The organism is Brevibacillus sp. AF8, from assembly GCF_021270385.1.
Classification (GTDB): domain Bacteria; phylum Bacillota; class Bacilli; order Brevibacillales; family Brevibacillaceae; genus Brevibacillus.
Genome location: NZ_JAGQDN010000020.1, coordinates 87,895 through 100,974, shown reverse-complemented (window position 1 = coordinate 100,974; position 13,080 = coordinate 87,895). Strand labels below are relative to the sequence as shown.

The window sequence follows — 13,080 nt, the reverse complement described above, 5'->3', positions numbered from 1 at the left end:
GATAGGAAATGTTCGGCAGGAAAGGGTTACAGACTGGTAACGAATGATTTCCTTCACGCAAAAGAAGCTGCCCGATGACACAGGCAGCTTCTTCTTTTGAAATGTCTACTGGTTCGACAGGCTCTCCAGAATGGCATCGCCTTTCTCGCCAATTTTTACGATCGCGTATTTGGCATTCCGCTCGACATCAAGTCCGGTTCCTTCTGGGACAAAATAGCTTTCTATGCCATATTCCACTCGATCGCCACCGATTGTGCTTCCATTGATGATCACATCCGCTGGCTGAGGATCGTAGGCCCGATTCCATCGACCATTAAGCTCATAAAAGCCACTGTAGCTGTGCAAGCCATTTGCTTGTTGGCGGAGTACGACTCGAATCTTATCCCCTGAGTCAACCTGTACATGGTCCAATGTAGATATGGTGTAGCCAAGTCTGACGTAATCACCTTGGAGCAACGAACGCGGATCGATTGGGACTAGCTCCAGCTTCACTGTTTTTCCGTTGGCCAGTATTGTCTCACTGCTCCATACTTGATAGCCAATCAAAGCAAATTGCAGCAAAATGACAGGAAGCAACACAAGCGCTTTTTTCACGAAAAGGGGAGGCTCGCTTTTCGGCCACTCGATTTTTGCCCTTCGATCCCACCACAGAGTAGCGATAAAAAACACCAGGCTGAGCAGAAGCAGGCTCAGTGACTTGTGCAGCAAGCTCCATAGCATGTCGTAGTACTTCATGAGGAGAAAGGCAAACCAGAAACCGAGCACGATTCCGAATCTCACCTTATTTTGCTGATGCAATGTCCGGTACAGCAAATACGTGCTGACTGTGAAAAAAGCCAAATTCACGACTACATCCATGGAGCCCGATTGAAACCCTTCCTCCGTCAGGATCAAAAGCGAGAGTAAGGCGTACACCAACGAGCTATTTTGCAAAACGACCGGCAATTGCTTTACGTAATACATCGCCAGCTGCGCAACAAAGATGATCAAGAGTACATATTCAAAGGACGGCAGGTACTCATTCAGCTTCGTAGCCAGGACGACTAAAAAAGTCAGCTGTGTCAAAAGCCGCGCCGGAATGGCAGAGACAGCTTTCCAGACGTATAACAGTACCAACAGGAAAACGATCCAGTACGCTCCTTCTAAAAACAGAACAGAACCGACACCCAATATATACCCCATTGTGAGCAACGTATATCGTACCGTTGCATTCATCCGGCTCATAAACACTACAGGACCAATAAAGCCAATTAATGAAAGGAAAAACAGCAAATCAATTACTGTTTCTTCTTCAATGAGTAGAAAAAGCAGACCTGCTATCGATATAGCTCCAATGGATGCGGCGATAGTGGTGACGAGAACCGTGAATGCCTCTTGAAAAAACACCACCCATTTGCTTTTTTGATGCGCTGATTCCTTGCGCAGCCAATTAATCCCTGCAACTGCTCCCCAAACAATGAGTACAGTCAGCAGCAGCATCAAAACAAAGAAGCTCTCTGAGAAATACTTCACCATATAGGATATAAAATTAACAAGTACAAACAGCGAGAGCAGCGAGGCCGTCACAATCAGAAACCCGCGACTCGGCACCCATTTTAAAAACGTAACAAACAGAATCCCGCCCGTCAGGACATATGAAACCTCAGGGAGCGGACCATATACTTCGGTGAAGGATGAACCGAAAAGGCTGAGAGAAAACGTCAGAAACGATAAGTAGCAAATCGGCTTGGAATGCCATTTCCCCGTAGAGGTTAACCAAAACAGGACCATATTCCCCAACGCAATCAACCAAAAAATCATGAACCACCACTCGTCTTCACGCGCTACATGAATGACGGATGGATGGAGAAAGAAGTAAATCGCCAAATGAGCAAGGACATAGCTGATGACATAGAATGGCTGATAGCGCGTGAAAATCGCGAACAGCAAATTCGGTATGAGCCATACGACGAACAGCATATAGCTGTCGGCATGTGAATTGTATATTTGCCCCAACAAAGCCACACTGATGCCAAAAGCCAAGCCTCCAGCCACCAGTAGCCAATTGCTCAAAAACGAATGTCGTTTGATGAAACGCAGTCCATAGGATAATACATAAAAAAGAACGAGGATTGCCACACTGACGCCGATTTTTTGTTCCCTGACCATAAGCGGCCAGTTCGAAGCAAAAAAGTATAGGATAGATGATAACAGAAGCGAAATGGACAAAAAGTAACCCGTTCGAACCCCATTTTGTTGCATACAGCACACATCCCTTCGGAAATGCCTTCAGGTACTCTCATTATATCCTTTGGTTGGGAAAAAAGCCTAAAAAAAGACTGCCATCCCGGCAGTCTCTTTTCGTTTGAACATTACCCTTTGAGGTAGGCGTCTTCTTCTTTTTCATCACGCGGAACGGGAACTTCGCCGATGACGGTATACAGCGAAGCCGCTTCTTCCTTGCGCGGGTTTTCTTTGATGTCCTCTACTTTTACCGACACGATTTTTTGTCCGAAGCGGATTGCCAGCTTGTCGCCGATTTTCACGTTACTGGACGCCTTTGCAGGACGATCGTTGATTTCCACACGCTGTTTGTCGCACACTTCTTTTGCAAGCGTGCGTCGCTTGATCAGTCGAGACACTTTCAAATATTTATCGAGTCTCATGTTTGGCTTCCTCCCACCATTTGTCCATCTCTTGCAGGTCCGTCTGCTCAAAGGTACGGCCCGCTTCTTGCAGCTTGCTTTCAATATAGGAAAAGCGCTTCTTGAACTTGTTGTTGGTCAATGCGAGGGCTTCCTCCGGATCGAGCCCGAGGAAGCGCGCCAGATTGACTACCGCAAATAGCAAATCACCCAACTCGCCAGCGCGTTCTTCCTCTGATGCTTCTTGCAGCTCGCGGTATTCCTCTTCTACCTTTTTGTACACATCTGCAATATCGTCCCAGTCAAAGCCGACTTGGGCTGCTTTCTTCTGCAGCTTGTACGCATACATCAGTGCTGGCAAGTCGCGCGGTACTCCCGCCAACTGTGATTGAACCGTTACATCGATGCCTTTTGCTGCTTTTTCCTGTGCTTTGATTTCCTGCCAATTCGCCAGCGCTTCCTCGGAATCATTCGCGCTCTTTTCCCCGAATACGTGCGGGTGACGACGAACCAGCTTTTCATTCAACGTCGCGACAACATCATCTACCGAAAAATATCCGTCTTCGGCTGCCATCTGCGAATGGAGCATGATTTGCATCAACAAATCACCCAGCTCCTCACACATCGCATCTGGATCATCGTCGTCGATCGTCTCCAGAACCTCGTATGTCTCTTCAATCAAGTTTTTGCGGATGCTTTGATGTGTTTGCTCGCGATCCCACGGGCATCCATCCGGACTGCGCAGGATCGCCACGATCTCCTTCAAGTAGGAGAATTGGCGGTACGATACCTTCTCGTCCTTCGTCGGGGGTACATACACCAGAGACAAATTCCCGAAATGATCGAGTCTGTCCAGTTCATACAACGGCACTGTCTCAATGATTTCTTGCCCCGCTACCCCTACGGCTGTCGCTACCGTCACCTCGTAATCGTCCGGCAGCACTTCCATCAAGGTCAGCTTTACATCAGAGGCCACAAACGCATCGTACACTTGCGCGATAATCGTATGCAGACCCGGTGATACTTGATGAGCAGCGAGTGCGGTCCCATCCAGCAAAGAGAATCCCTCGATCGGGTCGATATGTAGGCGGGCAAACAACGGATCGATAAAGCTCTGTCCGCCGCCAATTTCGATTTCTACGCCACGGTTTGGTCCCTCTGCCAACAACAGCTGCACAGTACGTTCCGCCACCAAAGGATGACCTGGCACGGCATAAACAAGACTGCCCGCTTCGTTTACCCGTGAAAAAAGCCGCTCCACAATATCGGTGTACACATCGGAAAATGTATCGTGCTGCTCATATACGTCGTCAAAGGACTCAATCGTGATGCCTTCTGCGATCAACTCGGCTACAACTGGATGCTCTTTCGTGCGCAAATACAGCTGTTTGGCAGCTCTGAGCGTACGATAGATGCCATAAGGGAGTTGGTCCAAATCCCCGGCACCAAGACCGACTACGGTAATGGTCTTATTCTTCATTTCCACTTGTCACGCCTCCTTTTCGTTCATTCTTGCTTTCTCCGCTGGGAGGAGCTTGTATTTCGTTAACAGCGAAGCAATTCGCTTTCCTTTTGGCAAAAATTGAATATCGTTTCTCGTGAGTCCGCCTGTTTTCAAAAGCGCCAGCAAATAGACCAATGCTCCTGAACCGACAGCAATCAAGCCTACCAGCGTATAGAACAAACGATTTGAAAGTCCGGCACTGCCGAGCACTGTATTAGCGAGCCACTCCACAATCAGCACGACAATCGACATCACCACGACAGACACGAATGGCCTTTTCACCGTTTGGCGGAATCCGATGTGTGCTCCCGTGTATTTGATGACCGCTAGAACGTTTAGTCCCATGGCGACTAAATAAGCTAAAACGGTGGACACTGCTGCACCAGAGATACCCCAGAACGGGACGAGCGCGAGATTGAGGATGAGCTTTACCAGTACACCAATAAACAGGTTGCGGGCAGGTCGCATTACACGTCCCAAGCCTTGCAAAATACCCGCGCTGGCAATACTCACCGTAGCGAAAAGAATCGTGAAGGACTGTACAGCGAGGGCCTCAGTACCGTTGCTGTCTCCATAGAGCATGACGTTGATCGGCTCCGCCAACAGAGCAAGTCCAAAGGAGGCAGGCAATCCCAACAGGAAGGTCAGTCGAATCGCGACTTCGGAACGGTGAGAGATCAATTGATGCTGACGCTGGGCAACGGCTTCACTGATCGCAGGCACTAATGCTAGCGACAAGGACGTGGCGAAGAATGTACCAAACTGAATGAGTGGCTGACCACGGTCAAATGCACCTTTCAAAAGCTTGGCCAAATCCTCCGGGGTCCCGCTCCATTGCAACATATTGACGACGGTCATCGAGTCTACAAGCGGAACAAGCGGCAGAACCAATGCGCCCATACAAATCGGAACGGCATAGGTCAAGAGATGACGCAGTATTTGACGATTGGTCCATGGTTTCGCTGCCGATTGCTGAACTTGACCGACGGACAGCTGCCCCATCTTTTTGTCCGCTCTCCAATACCAAAGCAAGACGAGAATAGCAGCAATGGCACCTGGAAAAGCAGCAAAAACGGCACCTGTACCAGCCAGGTAAGGGTCCTGATACACGTTCATCGCCCAGAATGCAGCAACCAGAATGAAAATCACGCGAATGAACTGCTCAGCGACCTGAGAGACGCCAGTCGGCATCATATTTTGATGCCCTTGAAAATAGCCGCGCAAGATCGCAACCATCGGCACCAATGGCAGTGACCAAGCCACTGCTCGGAGCGGGGTAATCAAATGCTCATCACCCATCATACTGGCAATAATAGGTGCCCCTCCATATAACAGTAAGAAGAAAAAGATCCCGAGAACGACCAGCGATATACTGGCTACTCGAAACGCCCTGCGCGCCCCGATCGCATCTCCGACAGCGACGCGCTCTGAGACGATCTTGGAGATGGCAATGGGGAAACCCGCCGTCGCTAGAATCAACAACGCGGTGTACAGCGGGTATACTTGCATATATACGTACAAGCCGATATCTCCGGCAATGTTTTGGTATGGGATGCGGTATACAGCGCCTAAAAGCTTGGAGACAAGACCGGCAATTCCAAGTATCGCCGCGCCTTTCACAAATTGAACGGAAGCCTTTTCTTGAGCCATGTGCGTGAAATTTCTCCTCTCCAACCTAAAACTTCGTTCATTATACCACAAGGCCATAGGCACAAGAAAAACAGCCCCGGGGTACGAGGCTGTTTTTGCTGAGCTATCCTACTGCTCCATCTGCTTTGCCAGGAAACCGGCCGCTGTTTCCGACATTTTGATCTCCAAATCACTCATCTTGGTTGACTCGTTTTTGTTGAGGAGGATCACGGACCCGATTGGATCGCCTCCTGCAACAATCGGTGCGATGACGAACGAGCCCATCGCCTCGTTCAAATCACGACAAATTTCATAAGAGCCTGCGTTTTTCTCCAGTCTGGTCTTTCTTTCCTCCAAGCATTTCTCAACAATGCTACCAATTGGTTTCTCCAAGTATTCCTTTTTGGAGGCCCCTGCCACCGCAATGACAGTATCCCTGTCTGAAATCAGTACGGTATGATTCATGCTTTCATACAAAGAGTCGGCGTATTCTTTTGCAAAATCACCCAACTCTCCAATCGGTGAATACTTTTTGAGAATGACTTCTCCGTCACGATCCACAAAAATCTCAAGCGGGTCGCCCTCACGAATGCGCAGTGTACGACGAATCTCCTTAGGAATCACGACCCGACCGAGGTCGTCAATTCGACGAACGATACCAGTTGCTTTCATGTCTTGTTGCCTCGCTTTCCCTGAGAAGTGGGTAGTGAATAGATGGTGGTTGGTTAGTTGTATTTTTTCCTCAAATTCTAATTTTAACTATGGGTGATGGTATCAATTTTTGCCAGTTACTTCAATTACTCTCCCCCGGGTGGTAGCGAGTGATAATAGTATTTGCCCACGTTTGAAGAATATGCGAGAAAACGAAAAAACAGGGAAACGAATTCCCTGTTTTTCTTTGGACTTCTTATTTCTTTGCCGGAGCATCATTTTTGGACTGCGGGATGTTGAATTTCGTAATGAGCTTGTCCAGCTCGTTCTTGCCGAAAGTATCGTACGCTTTCTCCAAAGAACTTGCGCGGAGCTGTTCTTTCATCTCATCAAAGGTCTTTTCTTTGCGATTCTCGACCTTAATAATATGGTAACCAAAATTAGTTTTTACTGGCGGGCCAACTTCACCGACTTTTTGTGTCAGGGATGCTTCTTTAAATTCTGGCACCCATTGCGTTACATCCGCATTTTCGTACAAGCCCCCAGACTGCTTGCTGCCTGGGTCATCTGTGAATTCTGTTGCCAGCTTCGCGAAGTCTTCACCCTTTTTCAGGCGCGCTTCCAAGTCGTTGGAGATTTTCAACGCCTCTTCTGGTGTGCGCTTTTCGGTAGAGATCAGAATGTGGCGAACAGAAGCAACCGTACGGGAAGCTTTGTCCATTTGATCATAGGTTTGCTTCAGCGTAGCATCATCGATATTCTTTTTCATTACATTGATGGACTGGTTGATCAGGTCCATCTGATTGACGATCATATCCTTGGTTACGCCTTGGCCTTCCATGAGCTTGGTGAACTTAGCTGCATCCTTGCCCAAAAAGCCCATGTACTGCGTTTTGATTTTCTCGAAAGTTTTCTCAGCGAGTTCTTTGGACTCTTTTTTCATGGCATCGTCGGAACGGCTAGCCAAAACCTTGGTAGCTGTATACTCACGAGCAAAAGCCTTCAGTGAGTTGCTATCAGCCATTTCAATCATGGTACCTTGTTGTGGGTTCATGAAGTTAATGACACGCAGGAACTCTTCGAACTCTTTTCCTGTTACAGTTCCTCCTTGATACTCCACAACGACCGCTTTCTGGTCTGCTGCGTAAGGCAGAGTGAGTTTAGGGAATTGTACCAAAGGATCGTTAGCAGCTTGATTGCTGCCATCTGTCTGATTCGCTGGAGTTTTTGTTTCTTGTTTCGCTTCTTCTGCTTTTCCGCCGCAACCAGACATGAGTGCCACGACCAGAACAGCCGAAGATAGAATCGCTACAGAACGTTTCATAAATAAGGTTCTCCCTTCCCGGGCAAGCCCATTTTGTCAGTTATGACACAGGACTCTCCGTACCGGTGTCTCTTCGCACCTGGTGAAATTGACGCAGCAGCTTTTCAACCAACTGCACGCCCTCATCTTCCTTTAACCCCTTTACTTTAACAGCAATCGTGATCTGTTGTCCACCCGACAGCCCTACCCTCTTGCTCCAGTTACTGGTAAGCGCAAACAGCGCTCCACCATCGATGTTGTTGTTCTGGCTAGGGTGCAGGACCAATTTTATCTCGTCCGGATTCTTTTGGCTAATTTCGGTGATGTGGTGCTTTAAGGCATACACACGCAAACGGGAAATGGTCAGCAGATTATCAACTGGCTTCGGAACTGGTCCAAAACGGTCTAGCAGCTCTTCTGCCAAATCGTCGACGTCTTCCAATGTAGACACCGCGACAAACTTTTTGTACATCTCGATTTTTTGTCGGCTGTCCGTAATGTACATCGACGGAATATAGGCATCCAGTTGCAGATTGATCTCCACAGGTGTGACAATTTCTTGTTTGACTTCGCCCTTCAGCTCATCAATGGCCTCTTTCAGCATCTGGCTGTACAAGTCGAATCCGACCGTATTAATAAAACCATGCTGCTCCGCGCCCAGCAAATTACCCGCTCCACGAATGGACAAGTCTCGCATCGCGATCTTGAAACCAGAGCCGAGCTCGGTAAATTCCTTGATGGCTTGCAGACGTTTTTCCGCTACCTCTGTCAGCACCTTGTCCCGTTGATACGTAAAGTAAGCGTACGCAATTCGATTGGAACGACCTACACGTCCACGCAGCTGATACAGCTGGGACAAGCCCATTTTGTCTGCATTGTAAATAATCAGCGTATTGACGTTCGGGATGTCCACCCCGGTCTCAATGATAGTCGTGCTGACCAACACGTCAAAATTCCCTTCCAAAAAGTCGAGAATGACGCCTTCCAGCTCGCTTTCGTTCATCTGTCCATGCGCTACAGCGATGCGCGCGTCAGGAACGAGCATGGAAATCTGCTCCGCCATCTGTTCGATTCCCTGTACTTGGTTGTAGAGGAAGAACACTTGCCCATCACGAGCCATCTCGCGCTCAATCGCTTCGCGAACCAAAGCAGGGCTGTAATCCATCACATACGTCTGTACCGGAAAACGATTTTCTGGCGGCGTTTCAATGACAGACAAATCACGCACACCGAGCATCGACATGTGCAAGGTACGTGGAATCGGCGTAGCGGTCAGAGTCATGACATCCACATTTGTTTTGATTTGCTTCAGCTTTTCCTTGTGACTCACACCGAAGCGCTGCTCCTCGTCTACGATTAACAGACCGAGCTCGCGGAATGTCAGGTCTTTGGAAAGCAGACGGTGCGTACCGATGACAACATCGACTGTGCCTTCCTTCAGTCCTTTTAGTGTGGCGTTCTGCTCTTTGCGCGAACGGAATCGACTCAATACCTCCACGCGGATCGGATACTCCGCAAAACGCTCACGGAACGTCTCGTAATGCTGTTGCGCCAGAATCGTAGTTGGAACCAAAACGGCTACCTGTTTTCCGTCCATGACAGCCTTGAAGGCAGCACGAATCGCAACCTCTGTCTTCCCGTAACCCACGTCTCCACAAACGAGGCGATCCATCGGGCGTTTGCGCTCCATGTCCGCTTTCACTTCCGAAATCGCGCGGAGCTGGTCTTGTGTTTCCTGATACGGGAACATCGCCTCAAATTCACGCTGCTCTGCCGTGTCGGGAGAGAATGTATGACCGACAGCCGATTCGCGGGCTGCATACAGTTTGATCAAATCTTCGGCGATATCCTTTACAGACGACTGGACTTTGTTTTTGACGCGTTTCCATTCGCTGCCGCCCAAGCTGTAGATCTTCGGCTGTGCCTCTTCGCTCGCCACGTACTTCTGCACATGGTCGATTTGATCAATCGGAACAAACAGACTGTCTCCTGCTGCGTATTGAATATGAAGGTAATCTTTATGAATTCCGAGAATTTCTTTGGTTTCAATTCCAAGGTATTTTCCAATCCCGTGATTCACGTGCACGACGAAATCACCGGGCTTTAGTTCGAGGTAGTTTTTGATACGCTCCGCGTTGTTCATCGTCTGCTGAACTTTGCGCGCCTTGCGCTGTTTCGCGGTAAATACTTCACCTTCCGTAATAACAACCAGCTTGTTTAGCGGCAACTCAAAACCTGTCTGGAGGTTTCCTAAAATGATCGTAGGACGCCCTGGAGGCACCGTTTCCACTGCTTCTGTTAAAACATCGGCTTCCATTTCGTAGTCATGCAGGACACGCTCCAGTCGCTTCGCCCGCTCCAAATCAGCTGCGACAAAGACGATCTGATCCTGAGACTTCTTCCAACGGGCCAGCTCTGTTTTCAGCACGTTCATCTGTCCGTGGAAGTTTTGCATGGTACGGCAAGTCAGATTTACGATGTTTTGCGGCTGAGTCTTCGGTGATTGTCTCAAAAACAGGGATAGGTAAACAATCTGGCGCTTTTTCGTCGACACGATCTCGTCGTACGTACGCGACAGGCTGAGATTGGACATATATTCGCCCTGGACGATGCGTCCTGTCAGCCATTCCCCTTCTTCTTTTTGCAGTTGCGCTGCCGTATCCAACACGCGAGAAGGCTCATCAACGATCAGCAAGGTATCGGAAGGCATATAGGACAATAATGTATTGCCAGTCGGGTAAATGACAGAGATGTACGAATACAGCTGCGCAAAACGCTGTCCCTGCTTCATTCTCTCTGCATCAGAGCCGATTCGCTCCATGACTTTTTCCTTGGCAGCCCCATCCTTCAAATTAGCGAGGGTTTCTCCCAGCTTTTGTTCTAGGCGAACAGCCGATTCCTGCAATAACGGAGTCGAAGCAATCATTTCTTTCGCTGGACCAAGAACATACGTCTGGACGGATTCTAATGAACGTTGAGAGAGCATGTCAAATGTACGGATCGAGTCGATCTCCACATCAAAAAGCTCAATCCGCACCGGCCACTCTGAATCGATCGGATACAAGTCGATAATTCCACCGCGAATACTCATTTCTCCCTTGCGCTCGACCATGTCCACTCGCTCATAGCCAAGCTCAATACATCGGAGCAAAAAGGATTCGATATCAAGCTCATCACCGACGGACAACTGAATCTGTGCTTCCTTCCATACCTGCGGAGGAACGACCAAACGACGCAAGCCAGCAAAAGGTGCAACCAAAAAACCCGTAAAGCCTTGGGCCAGACGGTTGAATACATGAATTCGCTGCGCCAGCATTTCAGGGCTGGCAATGGCAAGCTCAGAGCCAATCAGCTCATTACCGGGATAAAGCAACACCTGATCAGAGGGAACCAACTCGATCAAATCTTCGTATACTTTTTGTGCTTGGTACATGTTATGCGTCACTACGCAGACCGGACGATCTGACATTTGTTGCAATGACGCCATCAATACTTGTCGCGCGGAACCAGCCAAGCCAGAGACAAGCTGCTCATGTAGCCCCTTCTCCAAACCAGCCACGATTGTCCCGACGTTCGTGTCCTGTTTCATCGGGTTAATGATGACTTGCATTCACTAATCCCCTCTCTAATTCTTCTGTCAACTAAAATCAGAGCTTCGCTTACGTTCACAACAACCGCAGGTCAGCCATGCGAAAAGAAGCCTTAGCTCCCCAAGCTAAGGCCTTGTCAGTGCAAGCCTTCCTAATGCGTATCCACTTATTGAAGTGGGTTTCCGACTAGCGAAAGCTCTGGATGCTGAATCAGCGCTTCACGGCAATAGTCGCACGTGATGCTGACGACCGTATCTCCACTTTGTTCTCTCGATATTATAAGAGCACGTTCCTCCGGGGTCAAGGAATCAAACCCGAGCTGCGCTTCCGTTACTTGCGATTCGTCAAATTCTGCAATCTTCATGCCGCAGCAGCGACATGTATAGCGTATGCTCATGCACATACCACCCCCATACTGTTCCTATCGCTTAGTATGGACGATTGGGTGGGAAATCATACTACTTTTTCAAGCTGTTGTAATGGTTCATGACCTTTAAAAACGACTCTCTTGTCCACATGGCGCATGCGTCAGCCGCCAAGCTCACCGCTTCTTGAATGTCGGCTCTTTCTGACACTGGAAACGTATTCAAAACATAGTCGCTGACGCTCCGCCCTGGTTCAGGACGACTGATTCCTACCTTGATTCGTTTAAACTCCTGTGTGCCCAAATGCTGAATCATCGACTTGATGCCGTTATGCCCACCAGCGCTGCCTTTTTCTCGCAGGCGAAGATGTCCGGTCGGCAAATCAAGATCGTCGTAGATGACGACAAGATCGTCGGGGATCAGCTTGTAAAATTTGAGTACTTCCGCTACCGATTCACCGGAGAGATTCATGTACGTCTGCGGCTTCACCAGCAGTACCTTCTCGCCCTCGATGCGGCCTTCGCCCACGAGTGCACGAAACTTGTTTTGCGTAACAGGAATTCCCCATTTGTCGCTAATCTTATCTATGGCCATAAAGCCAGCATTATGTCTGGTGTCTTCATATTTTTTGCCGGGATTACCCAATCCGATTATGACTTTCACGCTTATTCCCTCCTACTCTCTCCCCATTGTACTCGAATGGTTACGTGAACAAAAGTAGAAGGGCAGAGATGAAATCACCTCGCCCTTCTTTTTTCACGCCCTGATTTTATTCGTTCGCTGTTCCTGCTTTTTCAGCCACTGCTTCAGCTTCTTGTTCCGCATCGATTGATTCTTCGGACTTGGCCTTCACTGGCAGTACACTGATTAGCACTTCCGTGGATTCGAGCCCCAGATCTACTCCGGGTGGGACATTCAGATCGGAAACAAGCACGACATCCCCGATATTCATTCCATCGACATCGACCAGGAAGGATTCTGGTATATTACCTGGCAAGCAAGTCACTTCCACACTGTGGCGGATAAGGGTAGCCACACCCAATTCCGGATCTCCTGTCATGAGGACAGGGACAGACGTGTGTATTTTTTCATTCATATTGATCTTCTTAAAATCTGCATGCAAAATGTTCCCCTGCAAGGGATGCCGTTGCAGCTCATAAACCATGACATCGTGCGTGTTCCCATCTACACTTAACCGAAATGGCTTGTTTGTCGACTGGTTACGCAGGGCCGCATCCAGCTCTCTTCCCTTGACCTGAATCGGCTTATTGCCCACTTCGCTGCCGTAGATAATACCAGGAACCCAACCTTCGTTACGCAGTACCTTTACAGCATTGCCTGTCTTTTTTTCGCGAGACTGTGCCTGTAATTGTTCCACAAAAAAACCTCCTTCGGACCGCTAGTAAAAGTTTCC

The 13,080-nt window shown here is 48.8% G+C and carries 10 protein-coding genes; all 10 read right to left on the bottom strand.

The genetic code is table 11. The annotated features are described in order from the left end of the window. Positions 1-105 precede the first annotated feature (105 nt). Positions 106-2,241: a GDYXXLXY domain-containing protein gene (locus KB186_RS22245; RefSeq protein ID WP_232774385.1), complete on the bottom strand. Its 2,136-nt coding sequence runs from the start codon at positions 2,239-2,241 to the stop codon at positions 106-108. A 110-nt stretch (positions 2,242-2,351) separates the two neighbouring features. Next, complete coding sequence (locus KB186_RS22240) at positions 2,352-2,645, bottom strand: RNA-binding S4 domain-containing protein (protein ID WP_012683879.1); 294 nt, start codon at positions 2,643-2,645, stop codon at positions 2,352-2,354. Continuing rightward, positions 2,632-4,104 (bottom strand): bifunctional methyltransferase/pyrophosphohydrolase YabN, encoded by a 1,473-nt coding sequence (yabN, locus tag KB186_RS22235; protein ID WP_173612167.1) that lies wholly within the window; start codon positions 4,102-4,104, stop codon positions 2,632-2,634. The genes KB186_RS22240 and yabN overlap by 14 nt, the downstream gene beginning before the upstream one ends. 9 nt (positions 4,105-4,113) lie before the next feature. Next, entirely contained in the window at positions 4,114-5,778 is a 1,665-nt protein-coding gene (locus tag KB186_RS22230) for a putative polysaccharide biosynthesis protein (RefSeq protein WP_173612092.1), read from the bottom strand. A gap of 108 nt (positions 5,779-5,886) precedes the next feature. Then, positions 5,887-6,429 (bottom strand): stage V sporulation protein T, encoded by a 543-nt coding sequence (spoVT, locus tag KB186_RS22225; protein ID WP_173612093.1) that lies wholly within the window; start codon positions 6,427-6,429, stop codon positions 5,887-5,889. Positions 6,430-6,664: 235 nt separating this feature from the next. After that, a complete protein-coding gene (locus KB186_RS22220) occupies positions 6,665-7,732 on the bottom strand; it encodes a peptidylprolyl isomerase (RefSeq protein ID WP_232774384.1) in 1,068 nt (355 codons plus the stop codon). 40 nt (positions 7,733-7,772) lie between these two features. Then, positions 7,773-11,321 carry a transcription-repair coupling factor gene (mfd, locus tag KB186_RS22215; RefSeq protein WP_232774383.1) on the bottom strand — a complete coding sequence of 1,183 codons (3,549 nt, stop codon included), beginning with the start codon at positions 11,319-11,321 and terminating at the stop codon, positions 7,773-7,775. A 146-nt stretch (positions 11,322-11,467) separates the two neighbouring features. After that, positions 11,468-11,698: an anti-sigma-F factor Fin gene (locus KB186_RS22210; protein WP_007726431.1), complete on the bottom strand. Its 231-nt coding sequence runs from the start codon at positions 11,696-11,698 to the stop codon at positions 11,468-11,470. A gap of 61 nt (positions 11,699-11,759) precedes the next feature. Next, positions 11,760-12,329 (bottom strand): aminoacyl-tRNA hydrolase, encoded by a 570-nt coding sequence (gene pth, locus KB186_RS22205; protein WP_088910194.1) that lies wholly within the window; start codon positions 12,327-12,329, stop codon positions 11,760-11,762. 106 nt (positions 12,330-12,435) lie between these two features. Beyond that, positions 12,436-13,044: a 50S ribosomal protein L25 gene (locus KB186_RS22200; RefSeq protein WP_173612096.1), complete on the bottom strand. Its 609-nt coding sequence runs from the start codon at positions 13,042-13,044 to the stop codon at positions 12,436-12,438. Positions 13,045-13,080: the final 36 nt, after the last annotated feature.

Excerpts from the sequence above, each read along its gene's own strand:
- KB186_RS22245 (WP_232774385.1), bottom strand. The coding sequence starts at position 2,241 with ATGCAACAAAATGGGGTTCGAACGGGTTACTTTTTGTCCATTTCGCTT.
- KB186_RS22240 (WP_012683879.1), bottom strand. The coding sequence starts at position 2,645 with ATGAGACTCGATAAATATTTGAAAGTGTCTCGACTGATCAAGCGACGC.
- yabN (WP_173612167.1), bottom strand. The coding sequence starts at position 4,104 with ATGAAGAATAAGACCATTACCGTAGTCGGTCTTGGTGCCGGGGATTTG.
- KB186_RS22230 (WP_173612092.1), bottom strand. The coding sequence starts at position 5,778 with ATGGCTCAAGAAAAGGCTTCCGTTCAATTTGTGAAAGGCGCGGCGATA.
- spoVT (WP_173612093.1), bottom strand. The coding sequence starts at position 6,429 with ATGAAAGCAACTGGTATCGTTCGTCGAATTGACGACCTCGGTCGGGTC.
- KB186_RS22220 (WP_232774384.1), bottom strand. The coding sequence starts at position 7,732 with ATGAAACGTTCTGTAGCGATTCTATCTTCGGCTGTTCTGGTCGTGGCA.
- mfd (WP_232774383.1), bottom strand. The coding sequence starts at position 11,321 with ATGCAAGTCATCATTAACCCGATGAAACAGGACACGAACGTCGGGACA.
- KB186_RS22210 (WP_007726431.1), bottom strand. The coding sequence starts at position 11,698 with ATGAGCATACGCTATACATGTCGCTGCTGCGGCATGAAGATTGCAGAA.